General features: G+C 65.8%; 7 protein-coding genes. 2 read left to right on the top strand and 5 right to left on the bottom strand.

Annotation, left to right across the window (positions count from 1 at the left end; translation table 11 throughout):
- Window positions 1-126: 126 nt before the first annotated feature.
- Complete coding sequence (locus G0A00_RS15770) at window positions 127-17,388, top strand: malectin domain-containing carbohydrate-binding protein (RefSeq protein ID WP_164183695.1); 17,262 nt, start codon at window positions 127-129, stop codon at window positions 17,386-17,388.
- Window positions 17,389-17,465: 77 nt separating this feature from the next.
- Here the strand turns inward: G0A00_RS15770 and G0A00_RS15775 are convergent, their stop codons facing one another.
- Window positions 17,466-18,365: a LysR family transcriptional regulator gene (locus G0A00_RS15775; protein ID WP_164183697.1), complete on the bottom strand. Its 900-nt coding sequence runs from the start codon at window positions 18,363-18,365 to the stop codon at window positions 17,466-17,468.
- Window positions 18,366-18,485: 120 nt separating this feature from the next.
- Between G0A00_RS15775 and G0A00_RS15780 the strand changes: the two genes are divergently transcribed.
- Window positions 18,486-19,265, top strand: coding sequence for an SDR family NAD(P)-dependent oxidoreductase (locus tag G0A00_RS15780; RefSeq protein WP_164183699.1), 780 nt, complete (start codon window positions 18,486-18,488; stop codon window positions 19,263-19,265).
- A gap of 83 nt (window positions 19,266-19,348) precedes the next feature.
- Here G0A00_RS15780 and G0A00_RS15785 read toward each other — a convergent pair whose 3' ends face one another.
- From G0A00_RS15785 to G0A00_RS15795, 4 genes are all read right to left on the bottom strand, one after another.
- The gene (locus tag G0A00_RS15785; RefSeq protein WP_164183701.1) at window positions 19,349-20,329 is read right to left on the bottom strand and encodes an ABC transporter substrate-binding protein; all 981 of its coding nucleotides are present in this window, start codon (window positions 20,327-20,329) and stop codon (window positions 19,349-19,351) included.
- Window positions 20,330-20,860: 531 nt separating this feature from the next.
- A complete protein-coding gene (locus tag G0A00_RS26390; RefSeq protein WP_203595404.1) occupies window positions 20,861-21,025 on the bottom strand; it encodes a hypothetical protein in 165 nt (54 codons plus the stop codon).
- Complete coding sequence (locus G0A00_RS15790; protein ID WP_164183705.1) at window positions 21,022-22,161, bottom strand: YeeE/YedE family protein; 1,140 nt, start codon at window positions 22,159-22,161, stop codon at window positions 21,022-21,024. Before G0A00_RS15790 ends, G0A00_RS26390 begins: the two co-directional genes overlap by 4 nt.
- Window positions 22,161-23,099, bottom strand: coding sequence for a sulfurtransferase (locus G0A00_RS15795; protein WP_164183706.1), 939 nt, complete (start codon window positions 23,097-23,099; stop codon window positions 22,161-22,163). The genes G0A00_RS15790 and G0A00_RS15795 overlap by 1 nt, the downstream gene beginning before the upstream one ends.
- Window positions 23,100-23,380: the final 281 nt, after the last annotated feature.

Genomic DNA, 23,380 nt, shown 5'->3' on the forward strand with positions numbered 1-23,380 from the left:
GAGAGAGTTTCTTTAAAATCTCTGTTCGGTTTCGCCTTTTCCGGATTTTCCCGGGGTTTGTTTTTTTAAGTTATAGATTCATAAGAAATTTCGCTCTCTGGCCGCCTTAGGTGCCGGAGCATTATCATGGTCGTCTCGAACAATTTCTCGTCCAGCTCGCTTGATCTGAATGGTCAGGTGTCCCTGTCGCAGCCTACCGCGCTGGTCTGGGGCCCGGATGGGCGGCTCTACGTGACTGAAAACGGCGGTACGGTGAATGTTCTCACCGTCAAGTTCGGCGACCCCGATCCCAGCGACAGCGACAACACCGTCTCGTTCTACGTCGAGTCCGCTGTGTCGATGCAGCTTGATATCCAGAACCACAATGACGACGGCAGCCTGAGCAGCAGCAGCAGCCGGCAGGTCACCGGGATCGACGTGACGCAGCAATACGATGCGGCTGGCAATGCGCTTTACGTGGATTCAAACGGCAATCTGACGACCGAGGCGGCGGGCAATGTCGCGGCCACGACGATCTATGTCACCTCCAGCGACATGCGCATCGGGGCAGGGGGATCTGGCAACGACGCCAATCTCGACACCAATTCCGGCGTCATCACCATGATGGAGCAGAACGGCAGCAATTCGTGGGATCAGGTGGACATCATCCGCGGCCTGCCGCGTTCGGAAGAGAACCATGCTACCAACGGTCTGGAGATGATCCAGGAGGTGGACGAGAACGGCATCCTGATCTCGGAACGGCTGATCGTGGCGCAGGGCGGCAATGCCAACACCGGCGCGCCGTCGAACAACTTTGCGGGCCAGCAGGAGCAGCCGCTTTCGGCGGCGATCCTCGAAGTCGATGTTTCGGGCCTGAAGGCCATGGGCGCGCAGACCGACGGCGACGGGCGGAGCTATATCTACGATCTGCCGACGCTCGACGATCCGACCCGCAGCGGCACAGAGGACACCAATGATCCCAACGGCGGCAACGACGGGCTGAACAGCGCCAAGCTCGCCTATGACGGGCTCGTGTCGATCTATTCGGCCGGCTACCGCAACGCCTATGACGTCGAGGTGACCGAGGACGGCCGCGTCTGGACCTATGACAACGGCGCGAACAACAGCTGGGGCGGACGCCCCATCGGCGAGGCGGGCGACAACGGCAGCACCACCGATTACGCGCAGGATCCCGACTACATCGCGACCAACCTCAACAATGGCGACGGCAACTCCAGCGACGACATCAACGAGCCAAGCGGCTGGAACCCCTCGAACAACGACAACTTCCACGAGGTGACCCGTTCCGACGATCTCGACGGGCGGAGCCTGTCGGTGGGCGGCAATGGTCCCGTCACCACCTACACCGGCCCGGATGGGCTGACCTATGTCTATGGCGGCCATCCCAACCCGACGCGCGCCGAGGGTGCCAAGGCGGGCCTGCTGTTCTCGCCGGGCGGCGGCACGGACAACGCCTATCTGCTGGTCTCGAACCTTTCGAGCTATGACGAGGGCACCGATGATTACACGCAGGTCGCGGCGTGGCTGGCAGAGGTCGAAGCGGGCAGCGGTGCGCTTGGCACCGGAGATCTGACCGACAAGGTCATCGCGGTGACCCCCGGCGTCGAATACGACATTTACGCCATGGCCGATGGCTCTGGCGTGGCGGTGGTGGCCGGAGGCACTGCGCCCGCGGGCGGCACGCTGCTCGGGCAGGCGGGTCTGCCCTCGGACATTGCCGAGATCGTGGATTGGGTGAACCCGGTCGAGGGCAACTACCTCGAGGCGGGCAAGACCGACGGGGCGCTCGACAGCGGCAAGGGCTCGATCAACGGGCTGGCGGAATACACCTCGACCATCATGGACGAGGGCAATGTGAAGATGTCCGGCGCGATCATCGCCAGCGTCTACAATGGCGGCGATCTGATCATCATGGGCCGCAATGAAGACGGCTCGATGTCCTCGACCGGCGGCACCAATGCGCAGGCCACCGACCGCGCGGTCTATCAGGGCTCTGGCGCGCCGCTTGGTCTGGCCACCATCGGTGACGATTTTGCCGAGCGCGGGCTGAGCCAGCCGTTCCAGGGCTCGATCTGGTCGGCGGTCTACGGTCAGAACAATCAGGGCGGCTTCACCGTCTACATCGAAGTGCTGCAGCCCAACAACGGCGCGGTGCCGCTGGCGGGGTCCGAGATCGTCGATCCGGACGATTGGGACCTTGATGGCGTCGACAAATACAACGACCCCTTCGAATTCAGCGCGAGCAACGGCTTTGATCTGTCGGCGGGGCAGAAGATCGTGCTCGACTTCAACCCGCAGTCGACCGATTTCAACGGCACGCTGGCGGGCAACACGGGTCTGCTGGGCGCGGCGCTGGACGGGCCGAACTCTCTGGCCGGGCCGCTGGCGGGCAGCACCGGCACCGACAATATCCAAGAGGCTGGCGCGACCGCCAACCAAGATGCGCGCACCGGCACCTATCTGCAGAACGCCGGGGATCTGCTGAACTCTTCGGAACAGGCTGATGGCCTTTTTGACATCGCGGGCAATATCATCCCCGGTGGCAACGCGCCGATCCTGCAGATCAAAGAGGTGGTGCCCGGCACGATGGTCGGTCAGGCCAACACCGCGCGCGATGCGCTGCAGACCGCCTTCATCCCCGACCCCGATGTTGGCCGCGTGGTGGCCACGGTGACCGCCAAGAACTGGGTTCTGGGCAGCAGCGTCGCCGCCGATCAGCTGGTGGGCATGGTCTATGGCGACGGCACGCAGTCGAACTTCCTGCGGCTGGTGTTCGGCGAGGTCGGCGGCGTGCCGGGGATCGAGGTCGGCTATGAGCTGGGCGATACCGGCTATGTTGCGCTGGCCGAAATCGCCGTGCCCGATCTGACGGCCAGCGGCAACGAGCTGATCGACCTGCGGCTTGAGATCGACATCGACGACGGCTTTGCGGTGCGCGCCTTCTACCGTCTCGGCGATGACGCCAGCCTGAGCGGCACTGCCTTCACCGAGATCGACCTTGGAAACTTCAGCCTGCCTGCGGGCGTGCTGCAGGATGTGCTGACCGGGGATCACACGATCAGCGACGGCGACACCACGCTCAGCTCGGGCGCCGCCATCGGCGTCGTGGCCGAGACCAGTGACGGCAACCCGCTGCAGGCGATCGACTTCCACAACATCGAGATCGAAGGCTTCGGCAATGAGATCGACGCCACGACCGCAGCGGAGGTCGGGCAGGCGGGCACCACGGGATATGACCGGGTGATCTACACCGGCAGCGAGACCAACCTTGCGCTGGCTTCCGATGTCGAGGAGTTCGATGGATCCGGCTCGGGTGCCGATTACGCAATCACCGCCAATGCGCTCGACAATAAGATTGTCGTGGGCAGCGGCGCCAATACCGTGACCTCGGGCGATGGCGACGACACGATTGTCGGCACGCTGGCCGATCTTGATGGCGATGAGATCACCGATTTTACGCCCGGCGATCAGCTGGTCATTTCGGGGGTCACCACCGACGGGCTGAATGTGAGCTATGACGCGGGATCGGCGCTGGTGACGATCAACGGCAGCCAGATCGCCTTTACCGGGCCGGATTTTGTCGACTTCAATCCGGCAGACGGAAACAGCATTTTCAACTTCACCGACAGCTCTGAAGGGCTGGTGGTCAGCACCGCGCCCGCGCTCAGCCCGGTGATCGCCATCAACGCCGGCGGCCCGGCCGTCACAGGCGTGACCGTGCGCGAGCAACTGGTCGACTTCGTCGCCAATACCGCCGGTGGCGCGGGGGATGGCTATACGTCTACCGGCGACTTCAAGAGCTATTCGAATGCCACGTCGCTGTCCTACGACTTCCCCGGGACCGAGCTGGATGCGGTGCATGCCTATGAACGGTCCTCGGCCTCGGTGGACAACTGGGGCTATGCCATCAACGTCGAGAACGGCGAGTATCTCGTCGATCTGATCTATGCGGAGATCTACCACGGTTTCGTCAACAGCTCTGATCCGGATGACCTTCGCCAGTTCGACGTGTTCCTTGAGGGCACGCAGGTCGAGGACAATTACGACATCATCGACGACGCTGGCGGGGCCGGGGTCGAGGTCATCAAGTCCTACGCGGTGACCGTCAATGACGGCGTCCTGAACATCGAGTTCAACAAGGAGGTCGACCAAGCGAAGCTCTCGGGTCTTGTGGTCTGGCAAGTGGGCGGCACCTATGAACCGCCCGCCGACACCACCAACCCCGAGATCGTCTCGATCGACGTGGACAACCCGCAGAGCGTGCAGGACGGCACCCGCACCGCCACCGTCGAGTTGCAGGACAACGCGGGCTTTGATGAAGCCGATTTTGCCGGTCTGGACGGCTCGGAACTGGTCTTCTCGGGGATCGTGCCCGAGACCGTCTCGGCGCCGCAGGTCACGCTCAGCAACGGCGGCACCACCGCGACGCTGCAATACACTCTGACCGCGACCGGCAACGCATGGCCGAACGGTGAGGGCGAGATCGCCATCGCCGCCGGTGCCTATCAGGATGCGGCGGGCAACAGCACAGCTGCGTCCAGCGGTGCCTTCATCCTCGAGCCGGGGCTCGACACGCTGGTCAAGGGCGCGCTGGCGCTGGCGATCAACGTCGGCCCGGTGAGCAATGGCACCGCTGCGCTGGATGGGGACAATGACACCACCTACGGCGGCGCGATCACCGGCGATACGATCCTCGGGATCGATCTGGAGGCGGACGATCCGGCGTACTACAGCCCGAACTCGAAGACTTCGAGCAACATCGACGGTCTGCTGGGTGCGACCGGATCGAACCTCGCGCTCGACGGCTCGGCGCTGCACACCTACCGCGACTCCGCCGCCGGGTCCTTTACCGCAAGCTATCCCATCGAAAACGGGGTCTATGTGGTCGAGCTGCACTTTGCCGAGCTTTATCACACCACGGGCGGCAACCGTCAGGGCGACTACACGATCAATGGCGAGCCGTGGGTGTCGGATTACGACGCCTTCACGGATGCGGGCGGGGCGGACACGCCGACCTTCATCACCAAGACCGTCACCGTCACCGACGGGCAGATCGTCATCGACGTGAATGCGGATGTGGGCGAGCCGGGCTGGAACGCCATCGTGGTCTATGACGCCATCGCCGCGAACACGCCCGCCACCGTCTCGGTCGCCGACGTCTCGGTGAACGAAGGCGAGGACGCGGTGCTGACCTTCACGCGCATCGGCGACAGCAGCGAGGATGTCACCATCGCCTTCACGGTGACGCCGGGCACTGCGACGAGCGACGATTATGGCCCGGCAAGCCCGGCCTCTCCGGTCGTCATTCCCGCAGGGCAGAACTTCCTGCAGGTGACCATTCCGACGATCAACGACAGCGACGAGGAGGGCGCCGAAAGCTTTGCGGTGACGATCACCTCGGCCACGATGATCTCGGGCGATGCGGTCATCGACGGCGGCACCGGCACGGTGACCATCGCTGCCAGCGACAGCAGCCTGCAGGTTCCTGCCGGGGGCAAGCTGCTCGATCTGGATTTCGAGACCGAAGGCGCGCCGCTGGTCGAAGGTGGCTTTGACGATGCGCTGGGCGGAAGTGGCGCGCTCGACGCGACGGTGAACGTCTCGGTGAGCGGCGGCAAGCTGGTGGTCAACACGTCGAACGGCGACCTTTCGGCGGTGGATTCCACCGCCTCGAAGAACGATTTCGTCAAGACGATGGACCTGTCGGACGCGGGGCTTGAGCAGATCTACATCACCACGCAATTCGACAACCCGTTCCCGCAGGCGCTGGCTGATCAGGGCATCACCACTGGCGTGATCCCCAACTACGCGCAGTTGGGCATCGTCATCGCCACGGCGGATGGGCTGGGGCAGGATGCGGGCAAGCATCTCAAGCTGATCTTCGGCGGCAATGGCGGCAACGCGGTGCAGATGTGGTCGCACAATGTGCTCGACCAAAAACCGCTGCTGACGGATATTTCCGCAGCCGCCGCTGTGCCCTTTGCGCTGGCCGATATCGCCAAGGTCGAACTGTCGCTCCGCATCGATACGCTCACCGACGAGGCGGCGCAGATCGTGACCTTCTACGATGCGGGCGGCGCGATCCTTGGCGGCGTGCGCCCCGAGGCGACCTCGGGCTTTCTGACCGCGGCACCGGTGGCGCTGCCGCCGGATGTGCTGGCGGCCATCGAGGCCGGCAGCGCGCAGGTCGGGGTGACCTCGACCGACTACAACGAAGGCTTTGCGAGCTTCGAGGCGAACTGGGACTTCCTTCAGGTGTCCTCGCCGCAATACACCGGCGATCCGGTGGGCGACACCACCGGGCCGAGCGCCTCTGTCACCGTGACCGCGCCAACCGCCGACACCGATCCGATGGTTGTCACGGTGGTCTATGCGGATGCCTCGGACATCGACCCGTCCAGCATCGGCGGCGAAGACATCTCGGTCAGCGGGCCGAGCGTGGCGGGCGCGATCAGCCTCAGCTCCTTCGATGAGGCCAGCAACACGGCGATCTACAGCGTCGCGGCGCCGACCGGTGGCTGGGCCGAGGGGGCCTATACCGCCAGCGTGGTGGCGGGCGAGATCGCCGATCTGGCGGCGACGCCCAACCTCAACGCGGGCGGCGAGAGCGACGGCGTGACGCTGACCTTCGCCTCGGCTCCGCAGCCGGGCGAGGTGCTGCTGGCGATCAACGCCGGGGGCGGCGCCGTGGACGGTGCGGCCTATGGGCTGGGCGACGTGGACTTTGTGGCTGATGACGCCGCCTTCTGGGACCTGTCCGGCGCAAGCGCCAGCGGGGCCAACAACAATGGCAGCGGCCAGACCTTTACCGGCGCGGCGCTGCCCGACGATGTGTTCACCTCGGAACGCTGGGCGAACAGCTTCTCGCTCGACGTGGACCTGCCCGACGGCACCTATGTGGTCGAGCTCTACCTCGCCGAAACCTTCCAAGGGGTGAACAACGGCAATGGTATCAACTCGCGCGTCTTCGACGTGGAGATCGAGGGCGACACGGTGCTCGACGATTATGACCTCTTCGACGATGGCGATGGGGTGCTCGGCAATGGCACCGGCGCGCCGCTGGTGAAGATCGTCAAAACCTTTGATGCCGTGGTGTCGGATGGGCAGCTCAACGTGGTCTTCGACGCGCTTGGGGCTGACGCGGAGGACAACGCCAAGATCAGCGCCATCGTGGTGCGCGCGGCGCCCAGCACGGGTGAGACGCTGGTCTCGATCGAAGGGCCGGGCGAGATTGCCGAGATCGGCGATGGCGTCGATCAGGATGTCACCTTCACGCTGAGCGTGCCGGATGCCGGGTTCACCGGCGATCTCGATGTCACGCTGTCGGTGGATGGTGCCTCGACGCCAGTCACGCTGAGCTTCGTCGATGGCGCGGCCAGCTATGTGGTGCCGGTGCCGACCGACACGCGCTGGAATGGCGCCGAGACGGTGACCGTTGCCCTGCTGTCGGTGGAGACCGCGGGCTATGCGGTGAATTCCGCCGCCGCCACGGGCACCGCCACGCTGACCGAGGACGATCCGGCGGACAGCCATGACCTCGACGGTGCGGGGGGGGCCGATCCGGTGGTCGTCGGCGATTTCTCGGACGACCGGCTTGCGCCGAGCGACATTGGCGCGATGCAGATCGGCGACAATATCCTTTATGCCAGCCAGCAGGGTGACGGGCAGCCGGGCGACCGCGACCGCGATTACATCACCTTCACCGTGCCCGAGGGCATGGTGCTGAGCGCGCTGGTGCTTGATGGCTACGTGTCGACCAGCACCGACAACGCGGGCTTTATGGGGCTGCAGGAGGGCAGCGCGGTTACCGTCGATCCGCTGACCGGTGCCCCCGACGGCAGCGAGGGGCTGCTGGCGGGCATGGTCTATGGCGACGGCAACCTCAACAACGACCTGCTGCCGATCCTTGCCGCTGGCGATCCCAATGATGCGCAGGGGGCCGATTTCCCCGGCTTCATCGCGCCGCTCGGGGCCGGGACCTATACGCTGTGGCTCAACCAAGGCGGCGCGCTGACCAGCGTCACGCTGCGCGCGGTGGTGGAGAGCGATGGCTCGGATCCCACCGATATCGACGGTGACGGCATTCTCAACACCGCCGATCCCTTCGCCTATGACGGCGAGAACGGCATGGGCAAGGTGTTGGCCGAGAACGTCAGCTTCCGTCAGGACTTCGACACTGACACGGCCGATCTCTTCAGCGCCGAAGCGGGCTTTTCGGGGATCCTCGTGAACCCGGCCTTCAGCCCGGCGGGCACCTCTGCCGAGGACCCCTATGGCGACCGCACGACCGAGGCGACGAGCTTCGTCGAAGGCGGCAAACTGAAGATCGAATCCAGCGAGACGGACATCTATTCCACCGGGACCGGCACCAACAACACGATCAAGGACAACTACCAGTCGGGCGCCGATGTCTCCGGGGTCGACAGCTTCTCGGTCGAGGGGCGGATCGAGGCCGGGTTCCTTGGCGCGATCCCGCTGCAATACGCCTCGTTCGGCATCACCCTCGGGGCAGGGGGCACCGATGATTACATCAAGTTCGTCCTCGGCGGCGCGGGCAATGATCCGCGCATCCAGCTGGCGCAGGAAAACAGCCTGACCGGCCTCAAGGAAGAGAACATCGTGCTCAGCGCGCAGTCGCCCACGATCGTCGAGGAGGACATCGCCGCAGTGGTGTTCCGACTCGACGTGGACAAGTCGGGTAGCGTGGCGACGCTGATCGGCACGGCGGTCCTGCTTGATGCCAGCGAGGCGGTGATCGCGACGATCACCACCGCGACCCGCGATATCACCGGCTCTCTGGCGGCGGCGCTGGCGGGGCAGAACACGCTCACCGGCGGCACGGGCGGCATCGCCTATGGTGTGGCGATCACCGACTGGAGCAATGGCGATACCAACCGCTTTACCGGCGAGTGGGACTATCTGGAGATCAGCGGCCCGGTGGCCAATGTCGCTCCGGGCGTCGCGCTGGCCAATGCACTCCCCTCAATCGACGAGAACGTCGACACCACCAGTTCGGTGAAGATCGCCGACATCGTGATCACCGACGATGGGCTGGGCAGCAACGCGCTGAGCCTGTCGGGGGCGGATGCGGCGCTCTTCGAGATCGTCGATCCGGGCACCGGGCCAGAGCTGCATCTGCAGGCTGGCGTGATGCTGGATTACGAGACGCTGGCGCAGCTTTCGGTCAGTGTGGATGTGGATGACGACACGGTCGGCGTCTCTCCCGATGCCAGCGCGGCGCTGCTTCTGGACGTGAACGACTCGACCGAGCGGCAGCAGCAGGTCGACGATCCGGGCAACCTGCCTGCGGATGACGCAGGCGGCACCGATGAGATCGACACCGTGGTCTATACCGGCAGCGGCGAGGTCGGAAGCTCCGGCACGCCCTACCAGATGCCCGGCACCGTCGAGAATTTCGACGCCACGGGCAGCGGCACGGTGCATGTCAAAGGCACCAGCGGTGACAATGTGATCGGCGTCGGTTCGGGCGTGGGTGACGAGGTCGACCTCACCGATGGCGGCAATGACACGGTCACCGGCACGGGAACGGAGCTGGATGGCACCACGGTCTCGGGCTTTACCGCTGGCGATCAGCTGGTGGTCGAAGGGGCGGGCAGCACCGCCTCGGTGATCGAGGTGACCAACGGCTCGACCATCCTCGGCATCGACAGCGATGGCGACGGCGCGGTCGATACCACGGTGACGCTGGCGGAAACCTATGGCCCCGGTGAGATCCAGAGCATCGTGCAGGACGGAAGCCTGATCATCACGGTCAACGGCGCGCCCAACACGCCGCCCACCGCCACGCCCGACGAAGCGCAGGTGGTGATCGACGGCACGCTGATCCTCACGCCTGCGGTTCTTATGGACAACGACAGCGATGCTGACGGTGATGCGCTGAGCTTTGCGGGCGTCGACAACCCGCAGAACGGCACGGTGCTGTTCGAAGACGGGCAGATCAGCTTTACCCCGACGCCGGGGTTCACCGGCACTGCCAGCTTCGACTACACGATCACCGATGCGTTCGGCGCACCGGCGACGACGACGGTCACCGTCGAAGTGCTGCCCGAAGCGCCGGACACCGGAATCACCGACATCGTGTTCGACGCGGGCGCGCTTAGCGCCTTCGACAATCAGGACCTGAACGGGGCCTATAGCATCGCAGATGCGGGCGCGACGCTGGCTCTGATCGGCAACACATGGAAGAAGCTGCTGCTGGCCGAGCCGCTGGAAGTGACCGCGGACATGGTGATGCGCTTCACCTTCTCGGCGGGCCAGACCGGCGAGATCATGGCCATCGGTCTCGGCAACGACAACAGCTTCCTCAGCAAGGGCGATCAGGTGCTCTTCCAGCTGGGCGGCTCGCAGGGCTGGAGCGCCTACGCCGAGCAGGGCTTCCGGACCTATCAGTCCGGCGACGGCGAGGTCAGTTTCGAGATCCCGCTTGGCGCATGGGCGGGCCAGAGCTTCCAGTATCTGCATTTCATCAACGACGATGACGGCGCGGATGCGGCCACCGGCACCTTTTCGAACCTGCAGTTCGTCCGCAGCACCGCGGCCAATCTCGACCCGATCGCGGTGGATGACCCGGATGTTGCCATCGCCAGCGGCGAGGCCGCGACAATCTTCCCCGCCGATCTGCTGGCCAATGACAGCGATCCCGATGGCGGTGCGCTGACGGTGACCGGGGTTTCGGCGGCGGTGAACGGCGAGGTGCTTTTCGAAGACGGGCTGATCTATTTCACCCCGACGCCGGGCTTTGCCGGAGTGGCGAGCTTTGTCTACACGATCACCGATCCCGATGGCGGCACGGATACCGCGACGGTGACACTCAACGTCAACAGCGCGCCGGTGGCGGTGCAGGACGATTTTGCTACTGACACGGATGTGGCGCTGCCGCTCTCTGCGGCCGACCTGACCGGCAATGACACCGATGCCGACGGCGATGAGATCACCCTGACCGGCGTGACCGCGCGCAGCGGTGGCACGGTGTCGCTGGAGGATGGGCAGGTGCTCTTCATCCCGGCGGCGGGCTTCGTCGGCACTGCGGTCTTCGACTATGAGATCACCGATGCGCGCGGCGGCACCGCCACGGGCACGGCGACGGTGGTGGTCGGCACGCCGGTCGATGACGGTATCCTCGACATCGACTTCAGCAGCTTCGAGATCACCTCTTACGCGGGCAACGATGAGACCCCCGAGGGCATCGCGGTGACGCCGACCTCGATCGAGTTGACCGGCAACACCTGGAAGAAGGTGGCGCTGCCCGGCGGCTTCACCATCGACGCCGAGACGGTGCTGCGCTTTGAGTTCAGCGCCAGCCAGATCGGCGAGATCATGGGCATCGGGCTCGAGACCAACAACAGCTTTGGCAACTCGCAGCAGATCCTCTTCCAGCTGGCGGGGCGGCAGGACTGGTCGAACTACGCGCGGCAGGAGTACGCGGGCTACAGCGCCGGTGACGGCACGGTCAGCTTTGCGATCCCGCTGGGCGAGTTCGCCGGGCAGAACTTCTCGCACATGGTGTTCATCAATGATGACGACCGCGACGCCATCGCCAATCTGACCTTCTCGAACGTGCAGCTGACCTCGGCTCTGGCGGATCTGCCGCCGGTCTTCACCGGGAATGCTGCGCTGGAGATCGCCGAGAACGAGAGCGATCTGGGCGTCATTCCGGCCACCGACCCCGAGGGAGGCGCGCTGACCTATGCAATCGGCGGCGGGGCCGATGCGGCGCTCTTCTCGATCGATCCGAGCAGCGGCGCTCTGGCGTTCAACACGGCGCCCGACTTCGAAAACCCGACCGACTTTGACGGCGACAACGTCTATGAGGTCACGGTCACCGCAAGCGACGGCTCTACCGTGACGCCTGCGGACCTTCTGGTCACTGTGACTGGCGTCAATGAGGCGCCGACGATCAGCGGCACCATCGCGCCCGCCGCGACAGAGGAGGGCACGCCGACAAGCGTTGATCTTTCGGCGCTGGTTTTGGCGGATGTGGACCTTGGCGATGTGCCGGTGCTGCGGGTGGAACTGGCAGGCGGCGCGCCGCTGCCGGCGGGCATCACGCTCGACGGCACCACACTGCAGGTGGCGGATACCACCGCGGCGGGCAGCTACGACATCACCGTCTATGCAAACGACGGGCTGCTCGACAGCGAGGTGCCGGTGAGCTTTGCGCTCGACGTGACGGGCGGAGAGACCGGCCCGAGCGTGCTGCTGCGGATCAACGCCTTTGGCCCCGAGGTTGCCGCGCTTGACGGTGGCCCGGTCTGGAGCGGCGATGGCAATGGTGCGCCCAACAGCCCCTATCTGACCACCAGCAACGACCGGGGCGACATCCAAGGCTACAGCGGCACGCTCGCCGCGATCCCCGAGGGTGTGCCCGAGACGGTGCTCGACACCGCGCGCTCGTCCGATGCGCCCTTCACCTACAGCGTTCCGGTGGGCGATCTGCTGGGCAACGGCACCTACCTCGTGCGGCTCTATATGGCCGAGCTTTACGTGCCCAATCAGATCAGCGGCTCGCGGGTCTTTGACATCAGCGTCGAGGGCACGACCACGGGCGTTCTGGACAATTTCGACCCCTCGGCCAGCGGGGCTGCGGGCGATGTGACGGTGATCAGCTATCAGGCCACGGTCAGCGACGGGGTGCTCGACATCTCGTTCCTGCAGGATGGGATTGATGGCGCGGACAACCCGATCGTCAACGCCATCGAGATCCTCTCGGGTGAGCCGATCGTCGACACCGATGCGCCCACTGCGGTGATCGGCCTGTCGAACCCGGCGGATGAGATCTCGCCGCTTCTGGTCAATGTCACGCTCAGCGATCTGAGCGGCATCGACGCCAGCACGCTGGGCGATGAGGATCTGTCGCTTGCCATCGGTGGAGCGCAGGTCGCGGCGGCGGTCAGCTTCCTCGGCTTTGCGGGCGGCGTCGCCAGCTACGAGATCGCCGCGCCAAGCGGCGGCTGGGTCGATGGCAGCGCCATCGAGGTTACGCTGGGCGCAGGCGAGGTCGCGGACCTGGCCGAAACCCCGAACCTCAATGCGCAGACGGTGCAGGGGCTGACCCTGTCGCTGGGCGGCGGTGAGCCTCCGGTTGGGTATGATCCGGCCAAGGAGCTTGGCGGCAATCTCGACGGTGACGGTCTGATCAACTCGGCAGATGGCGACATTGACGGCGATGGCATCGCCAACCTTGCCGACCGTGCCGCCTATGATGCGACCAACGCGGGTGTGGTGCTTTCGGACCTCGGCGAGGTCGTGCTCGACTTCACCACCATGGCCGACGGCACCTCGCCCTTTGCCGCCGGGTTCACCGGCGCGGCGCAGACCGCCGACGGCAGTGCCGAGCTGAACTACGCCACCAACAACGGGGCGCAGGTCAGCGGCGGGCGGCTGCAATTCCAGACCAGCGATCCTGACACCAATGACGGCCAGCAGGCCTTCACCTTCCTTGCCGACGTCGCAAGCGACTTCACCTTCGAGGGCGTCTTCGACAATCCGGTGTTCGGCGGGACAGAACTGCAGACCTTCTCGCAATACGGGCTGATCGTTTCGCTGACCGGCGCGGCGGGCGCCTCGACCGGCGTGGATGGCGATTTCATCAAGCTGGTCACCGGCAACCCCGGTGACGGTTTCGAGATCTCTGGGCGCGGCAGCTTCTCGGGCACGGATCTGAAAATCCCCTATCCGGGCAGCGTCACGGCCACCAGCTTTGCGCAGGTGAAGCTGACGCTGGCGGCGGATGTCTCGGCGGGCAATTTCACCGGCTTCTACGAGCTGCTGGATGACACTGGCGCGACGCTGGCTTCGGGAACCGTCGGAACGGTCACCCCGGATGCGGGCAGCGCCATGGCCGGAGTTCTGGCCGGAACCTCCTCGATCATCCCGGCCTTCGGGGTGACCTCGACCGACTTCGGGGCGGGCGGTGCCTTCACCATGGGCGTCGAGAGCATGAAGCTGACCGAGGGCAGCGGCGGGCCGGTTGATCCGCCCTCCAATCCCGACGACGCCCTGTCGATCCTGCAGGCGCTCACCGATGTGGATGCAAATGGCAGCTACGGGTCCGGCGCGGTCGGCAGCGCAGAGCTGCGGATCATGGACGGCAACGACAACGTGCAGTCCTCGAACTACGGCACCAATTCGTTCCAGTTGCAGAACACCGGTGACAAGCAGATCGCTGCGGTGGTGATCGACTTCCGCAATGCGCTCTACGGGGACAGCGTGGTCGATGCCGATGGCTCGGGCGGCGACAGCGTCGCCAAGGATTTCGCCATCAACAGCGGTGCGGGTGAGACGGGTGCGTTCTTTGACACCGGCAGCGGCTATATCTTTGCCGGGGCCGCGCCTCTGCCCAACACCACGGGCACCGGCCTTGCCTCCAGCGGCGGCTTCCGCGGGTTGGTGATCAAGGCCGATGGCAGCGGTTTCGACACCGGCGAGACCATCGGCTTCTCGGGCGATATGGATCCGAACTCGGTGGCCGGTCTGACCAAGGCGTCGATCGACGCTGGCGCGGTCAACAGCTGGGACGTGGGCGGCGTGTCGGGGGCCGAGCTGATCGGTTCGAGCTTCACCGTGATGTTCGATGACGGCACATTCGCCACGGGCTTTGTCGGCGGCGAGGGCACGCAGGCCGGCAGCACCGGCTTTGCCTCGCAGGACGTCAGCGCGGCCACGGCAACGGTTTCGGTGAATGGCACCGGATCGTCCTCGACGGGCACCTACGGCGGCACGATCCCCGAGATCATCGTCGCGGGCACGCCGGGCGATACGGTGCGCGTCACGCTGAGCCGGGGCCTCAACCCGGTGACCAACACCTCAAACGGCATCGCGCAGCTGGTCGAAGACCGGCTGGCGGACGCACACCCCGAGTTCCAGGCCAGCAACGCCGCCGACTTCCAGTTCTATGACATCGTCATCGGGGCGGGCGGCACGGCCACGCTGCCGGACAATGCCTTTGACTGGACCACGCCTGACAGCGGTCAGGACTTCGGCGGCACCGCGTACACCAACGGGTTCGACACGGCTCCGGCAGTGGTTGGCGCGGCGGTCATCGACTCCGGCTCGAAGATGCCGCTGGGGGCCACCGACCGGGTCTATCTGACCAATCAGGGCGGACCGGTCGAAGGTGGCGGAGGCGGCGGCACCGGAGCCGAGGGCTACTACCAGATCATCGGCTCGGGCAGCTCGGCGCGCTTCAAGGTGCAGGTCGAGGATCCGAACGCCAATGGCGGCACCAACCCCGGTGGCCAATGGACCTATGTCGAAGGAGATGATCCGGGCACGCAGGACAACACCCAAGGAACCGGCCACTACTTCTGGGGCTCGGAAGCGGGCAGCACCGCGATCAATGCGCCGCAGCAAGACAGCTTCCTTGTCTACGAGGTGTTCATCCCCGAGGGCGAAGAGGGCGTCTATAACTTCCGCGTCCGTTCGTCCCGCGACACCAACGATCCCAGCGACCAGCGCAACGACATCTGGCTGCGCATCGACGATGACGCTGAGGCGCTGCAGACCAACTCGACCGACAGCGTGTCGAGCGGCGGCTTCGTGAAACTCTACGGCGCTTCGACGAACTGGGGCTGGGCGGGGCAGATCGACAGCGTGTCGGAGTCCGATCCCAACTTCACCGCCTCGTTCAACCTCACCGCGGGCTTCCACACCATCACGCTGGCGGGCCGCAGCCAAGGCTTCCACGTCGACTTCTGGGAGATGTACAAGGGCAGCGCACCCTCGGGCGGCGCGTCGAACTCGGCCTTCGTCTCTACCGGTGAGGATACCTTTGCGCCGGTCGTCACGGCGGCCAGTGCGCCGGATGTGACCGTCGAGGGCGGCACCACCACCACGGTGACGGTGACCTTCAGCGACAATGTGGCCATTGATGTCTCGACCATCGACACCGGCGACATTGCGGTGTCGGGGCCGGGCGGGGCGGTCTCGGTGACCGGGGTCAGCCTGAATGCGGGCAGCGACGGCACGCCGCGCAGCGCCACCTACACGCTCGCCGCCCCCGGCGGCAGCTGGGACGTGGCGGACGAGGGCAGCTACACGGTCGCGCTGCTCTCGGGCGAGGTGCTGGACACCAGCGGCAATGCGGTGGCGCCGAACGCCTCGCTGACCAGCTTCGAGGTCGCCATTGGCAGCGCTCCGGTGGGCGATCCCTTCCGGGTCGAGGCCGAAAGCCTCTCGTTGCAGGGCTTCTCGGTGCAGAGCAACGGCCACGCCTCGAACGATCAGTTCATTCAGGCGTCTGGCTCGGGGGCGCATACCGCCAGCTACACCTTTGCCGCGGCAGCGGGGACCTATGATCTGACGCTCGGCTACTACGACGAGTCCGACGGTCAGTCGCGGCTCAGCGTGCTGGTGAACAATGTGCTGGTCGAAACCTTCATCTGGGATCTGGATGCGGGCGGCACCATCGTCAACAGCACCTCTGCCGCAGAGCACACGATCTCGGATCTGGTGCTGAACGCGGGGGATGTGCTGCAACTTTCGGGCACGCCGGATGGCGGAGAGCCGCTGCGCATCGACTTCCTCGACTTCGTGCCGACAAGCGGCGGCGGAGGCGGCGGCGGTGGCGATCCGACCGACAGCACCAACCCGGTGGTCACTTCGGCCAGTGCGGCCAATGTGTCGGCGGCGGGAGGCGGCACCACCACCGTCTCGGTCACCTTCACCGACAACGTGGGCATCGACGTCTCGAGCATCGATCCGGGCGATCTTACGGTGACCGGACCGGGCGGGACACTGTCGGTGACGGGGGTCAGCCTCAGCTCGGGCAGCGATGGCACGCCGCGCACCGCGACCTACACGGTCGCCGCGCCCGGCGGCAGCTGGGACGCGGGCGACAACGGCGTCTACAGCGTCGCGCTGGATGGCGGAGAGGTGCTCGACACCAGCGGCAACGCGGTGGCAGCGAACGGCTCTCTGGCCAGCTTCAACGTCAGCATCGCGACCACGCCGCCGCCCAGCTCGGACCCGGTGCGGATCGAGGCCGAGGATATGACGCTGGAAGAGGGCTTTACGGTGAAGAACAACGGCCACGGATCTGGCGGCCAGTTCATCGAAGCCAGCGGGTCGGCGGGCCATGTGGCAAGCTTCGCCTTCGCCGATGCGACGGGGCTCTATAACTTCACGCTGGGCCATTTCGATGAGGCCGACGGCCAGTCGCAGCTTGATCTGCTGGTGAACGATCTGCTGATCGACAGTTTCATCTGGGATCAGGACGCCGGCAGCAACATCGTCAACAGTACGTCCTTTGCCACCCATCAGACCTTTGGCGTCGCGCTGGAGGCGGGCGACGTGGTGTCCCTTTCGGGCAGCCCGGATGGCGGCGAGCCGCTGCGGATCGATTATCTCGACTACATCTTCGTGTCGTGAGCTAAGTTACCCTCGCCAAGTGCGCCTCCGGGGGAAACCTCGGGGGCGCGCAGCTTTTTGGGGACTACCGTTTTGACCTACCGCGCGGCGGTCTTCACGTGGTCGACAAAGGCACGCAGCGCGGGCGGCATCAGGCGCCGCTCGGTGAAATAGAGCGAAGGGCCGGGGAAGGGCGGGGTCCACTCATCCAGAACCTGCACCAGCGTTCCGGCCCGCAGATCCGGCTGAAGATAGTCGTCGAAGCCATAGATCAGCCCATGTCCGGCGCGGGCCGGGATCAGGGCCGCGATGGTGGAATTCACCGCAAGCCGGCCCTTGGGAAACCGCTCGAAGGCTTTGCCGTCTTTTTCGAACGACCAAGGCAGCGTGTTGCCGCCGCCGAAGACGTGGGTGATGCAGCTGTGACGCTCCAGATCGTCGGGGTGCCGCGGCACGCCGTGGCGCTTCAGGTAATCCGGTGCTCCGGCGACGATCATGCGCTGATCCGGCCCCAGACGCACCGCGATCATATCCTGCGCCAAGCTCTCGTCATAGCGCAGCCCCGCGTCGAAGCCGCGCCCGATCACATCGACCAGATCGCCCTCGCTCACCACTTCGACGCGTACGCCGGGATGCAGCTCGAGGAACGAGCTCACCAGAGGCATCAGCCGCAGTTCAATGGCCGGGGCGGGCCCGTTGATGCGGATGCGCCCGGTCAGAACCTCGCGGCTTCCGCTCGATGTGACCGAGGCCGCCGCCTCGTCGAGCACGGCAATCGCGTCGCGGGTGCGCTCCAGAAGCCGTTCGCCTTCCTCGGTCAGCGAGGTGCTGCGCGTGGTCCGGTTGAGCAGCCGCACGCCGAGCCGCGCCTCAAGCTCGCGAATGCGCTCGCTCAGCGTCGAGGGTGAGATCGCCAGTTCCGCTGCGGCGCGCCGGAAGTTGAGATGCCGCGCCACCGCCACGAATTGCGCGAGTGTGTTGAAGTCGATCTGCTGCATTGTTCGGTTATCCGAATGGCCTATGGGGATGTGTACTATTCTCCGGATGCCGGGGGCAACGTATCTCTTGCGCCAGAGGCGGCCGGACCGGCTGGCTGCCAAAGTGCAAAGGACCCTCCCATGACTGGTAAGATTTCTGAGACTACGTCGGGAAAAATCGCTCTTATCACTGGCGCGAGCCGCGGCCTCGGCCGATCCGCCGCGCTGCATCTCGCCCGCGCGGGTGTCCATGTGATCGGCACCTACAACAGCTCGAAAGCGGCTGCCGACGAAGTGGCGCGCGAGATCGAAGCGGAAGGTGTCAGCGCGGTGATGCTGCCCTTTGATGCCGAGGCCGAAGATTTCGGCGCTTTCGCGGCGAGCCTCGCCGGGGCGCTGCAGCAGACCTTCGGGCGCGAGAGTTTCGACTTCCTGCTGAACAACGCGGGGATCGGCTACAACCGCGCCATTGCCGAGACCGAGGCGGCGCAGCTTGACCTTCTCTACCGCGTGCATCTGCGCACGCCCTTCCTGCTGACGCAGGCGCTGCTGCCGATGATCGCGGATGGCGGGGCGGTGCTCTTCGTTTCCTCGGGGCTCGCCCGTTTCACCCTGCCGGGCTATGGGGCCTATGCCTCGATGAAGGGCGCGGTGGAGGTGCTGACCCGTTACGCGGCGCAGGAACTGGGGCCGCGTGGCATCCGGGTGAACTGTCTTGCACCGGGCGCCATCGCCACCGATTTCAGCGGCGGGGTCGTGCGCGACAACGCCGAGGTGAACGCCAAGGTCGCGGGCATGATCGCCCTTGGCCGCGTCGGCGAGCCCGAGGACATCGGTGCCGGTGTCGCGGCGCTGCTGTCGGGCGGCATGGGCTGGATGTCGGGGCAGCGGGTCGAACTGTCGGGCGGTCAGGGGCTCTGAGCGCTTCCTGAAAGCACAGGGCCGGCCACGCGCTGAACGGTGGCCGGCCCCTTGGTTGCGGTCCCCCCAAAGGGGCCGCGGCCTTACTGCAGCACGGCTGCCAGACGCTCGCGCGCGGCATCATCCAGCCAGCTCGCCCAGACGTCGGGCTGCGAGGTCAGGAAGTAGACCGCGCCTTCCTCGCCCGAGGCCGAGTTGTCGTCCATCCAGCGCAGAATGTCGTTCATGTCGTCCACCGGGAAGGACATTTTCGACAGGAAATCCGCCAGTTCGGGGTGCTCTTCCTGAAAGCTGTCGGTGACGGCGGTCTTCACCGGGGCGGCCGGGTAGGAGCTGCGCACGAGGCCGGTCGCGCCTTCGTCCTGCGCCGCCTCATAGGACTCCTCGACGAATTCGCCCATGTCGACGCGCACCATGTCGTATTTGCCCAGCACGGCGGTCGGCGCCCAGTAATAGCCGAACCACGGCTCGTGATCCTCGTAGGCCGCCGCGATGGAGGTCGCCAGCGTCTCGCCCGAACCGTGGTCAAAGATCTCGATCCCCGCCTCCTCGACGCCGAAGACCGGCAGCATATTGTCGTTGATGGTGCGGCAGCCCCAGCCCTCGGGGCAGTTGTGGAAGCGGCCGCCGACCAGTTCGGGGTTCTCGAGGATACCGTCGATCGTGGCGAGCTCGGGGTGCTCTTCGACCAGATAGGCGGGCACATACCAGCCGTCGATCCCGCCCGGTTCCAGCACCGAGCCCAGCTCGATCAGATTGCCCTCGCCGGTGAGCCGGTCATAGGCCGCGCCTGCACCGTTGATCCAAAGCTCGGTGACGATGTCCGGATCGCCGTTCTCGGCCACCGAGGTCATCGCGGGGATTGTGTCGGAGGGCACGACGGTCACGTCGCAGCCGTAGCCTTGGGTGAGGATGAAATCGGCGACATTGGTTACCACCGAAGCCGACGCCCAGCCCATCTCGGTGATCGAGACCTCGCCGCAGCTGTCATCCTGCGCCTGTGCGGCGGTCGAGAGGGTCAGGGCAGTGAGGGTGAGGGCGGTGGTCGTTAGGTATTTCTTCATAAGTCCCCTGTTGGGTCAGGTCACGATGCGTCGCACCCCGGCGAGGCGTCAGGCCGTCACCGGGTGCTCTGGCACCGCCAGAGTTTGATGTTATGGGTTGCAGGACAGCTATATAGAGTGTCGCGCCGGCAATGACACCCCGCGGGCCGGGATCAGCTGGGGTGGCAGCGGTTCGGCGGCGGGGCTGCGGGTATAAAGGGGCTGCGGGCATGAATAAGCCCGGCAGGCGCGGGGCCATGCCGGGCTGAGCTATGAAAATCGCCAATCGAAATGATCGGCCCCCCGGGCCAGCGAAATGGCTGGGCGTATCCGAGGGGCAGGGTCAACCAAACTACCGTTTACACACACACGAACCCTGCCCAGACCCTAGAAGATGAGGGGTGAATTTTTCGCAAAAGGCCAAGTTGGGCCTTATTTCGTGGGGTTCTCTGGACAGGAATCGGCGCAGCTTGGCCGGAACAAAAAGGCGCGCCCCTGAGAGGGACGCGCCTTCATGTGGTCTGGGGCCTGCGCCCGGGGTTCGTGGCTGGCTCAGTTGGGAAGCGCGCCGCAGAAGCCGCCGCTGGCGACGCTGCCGGAGCCGAAGGCCAGCATGGCCGGGGCCTGATAGGGGTTGGGCGCCCAGTTTGCGAGATCGAAGGCCAGCAGCCCGGCCACCAGCAGCAGGGCGAGCGAGGCGGTGAAAGCGCGGGTCATGACCGCGCCTCCAGTCCCAGCAGCGGCCGCAGCCGGATGCCGAAGAACGCGCCCGCGAAGGCCGCCACGAACCACACCCAGCCGTGCAGGCTGCCGGTGGAGATGCCCGAGAAGAACGCCCCGACGTTGCAGCCGAATGCCAGACGCGAGGAATAACCCAGCAAGAAGCCCGCGACGATGGTCGCGATCCAGGCCCGCGCCGGGTAGCTGGGCAGTTTGGCCGCCAGCGCGCCGCGCCGCCATGCGGCGACACCGAAGGCACCCGCGATGATGCCGATGTCGGTGAGCGAGGTATAATCGGTCAGCACGCTCGACTGCACCCGCTCCATCGAGCCCGGTGCCGCCCAGAAGGCCGAGGCCGAAAGGTCTCCGCCAAGCGCGGCATAGCCTTTCGCGACCCAGAGCCCGAGCCCGTAGACCACGCCCCACGGCTGCCCCGCGACCAGCAGGTTGCCGATCGCCAGCAGCGCCAGCACCACGGCGGCGATGGCATGGCGGCGGCTCAGTTTCACCGTGCCCGGTGCAGCGCGCCACAGGAAGATCGCGGCGGCGATCGCCAGCAACACCAGCGTCACGCCAAGGCCGGTGGTGCCCGACAGCGTGAGGATCGGCAGCGAGCCGAGGCCGGTCCACCAGATCAGGTTGTAAGCGCCGGCAAAGCTGCCGAGGGCAAAGAAGGGCAGGGCCAGCAGGCTGACGGGGTTGCCGCTGCCTGCGTTGACCAGCGTGCCCGAGCCGCAGCCCAGTACGATCTGCATACAGGCGCCAAAGACGAAGGCGCCGCCGACCATGGCAAAGCCGATGGGGGCCTGCGCGCCCATAAGCTCCCCGGCGTGGCTGGTCAGCAGCGGGATGGCGACCACCGAAACCAGCGCGATCGACAGCAGCTGCGCCAGCACCCCCGAGGGTTCACGGCGCAGGATCATCGCCCGCCACGGCCCGGCAAAGCCGAAGCGCATGCCTTCGAGCGCGATGCCGAAGCCCAGCCCGATGGCCAGCAGCAGCCCGTAGCGCGCCCCGGCGAACAGCGAGACCAGCGCCACGAGCACAAGCGCGCCGAGGATCAGCCCGACGCGCTTTCCGATGGCGCTTGCAGGGGCGGTCTGCGCCGCCCCCGAAATGCTTGCTTGGCTCATCAGTTGCCCCCGGTGACTTGGTTCAGGAGGTTACGGAAGAGCCCCGGCGAGTTCTGCATCTCACCGCCGGTCTTGGAGTATTCCACCATCGAGCCGGGGTAGAGCTTGACGTTTTCGAGGCCCGCCATCTCGCTCAGCGCGAACCAGTTGGTCGCCGCCCAGTGGCCGGTGTTGCAGAACGAGACGATCTCTTGCCCGTCGCTGACGCCGAGCGAGGCTTTGAGTTCCTGCACGTCCGAGATCTGGCCGATGGCGGTGGCGCCGCTCTGGAAGAAGCGGGTGTAGGGGTAGTTCTCGGCGCCGGGCAGGGTGCCGGGCTTTTCGGCGGCGCCATGCGCCTTCTTGCCCTCGTAGAAGGCCTCGGGGCGGGCGTCGAGCAGCAGCGCCTGCTGTTCGCCTGCCACCACGTCGGCGACCTCGGGGGTCTCGGCGGTCCATGCGTCGTTCCAGCTGATGTCGAGCTCGGTCGGCTCGGGCGTCACCGCCTCCTTGCTGACCGGCAGCCCGGCGTTGACCCACGCCTGCGCGCCGCCGTTGAGGATCGACAGCTCGGTAAAGCCAGAGCTTTTCAGCGTCCAGTAAACGCGGGCTGCGGCGCCGAACTCGGTGTCGGTGGCGCCCTGCGCGACGATCACGATGGGCGCGTCGGTCTGCAGGCCAAGCTCTTCGTAGGTGGCTTCCAGCTGGTCGACGGGAACCGTCGCGCCGGGGTTCTCGGACGGGCCGCGGAACAGGCCGTAGGGCGCGGCGACCGCGCCTTCGATGTGGCCGTCGGCATAGGCATCGCCGCGGATGTCGAGCACGGTGGGCGCATCGGTGTCGGCAAGGGCGGTCTCAAGCTCGGAGGCCGAAACCAGCGGGCCGAGAGTGGCGGCCAGCGCGGTGGATGCGCAAAGACCGGTGATCGCGGCACTAAGGGCTATCGCTTTGTACATCATGGGAGTGGCCTTTCGGAATGTCTTCTGATTTGGGCCTTATTTCGTCCCGCAGGCGGCGGGCGGCAAGGGCTCGGCCGCGCCGCGCCCGCGCCGGAGGAGGGACAGCACTCCGGCATCCAAGCCTAGCATGGACCGGTGATTTGGCAGAGCGCCAAGCCCGGGAAACTCTCCCGCTGGTGGCGAGGCGCGCAAGACGCTGTTCTTATTTCACCAATAAAGGCAGAGCGGATTTATGACGGTGTTCCGGCGCGCAGCCCGGCAAAGCGCGCTCTGCCGGGCGT

It is taken from the genome of Salipiger sp. PrR002 (assembly GCF_010500775.1).
Classification (GTDB): domain Bacteria; phylum Pseudomonadota; class Alphaproteobacteria; order Rhodobacterales; family Rhodobacteraceae; genus Salipiger.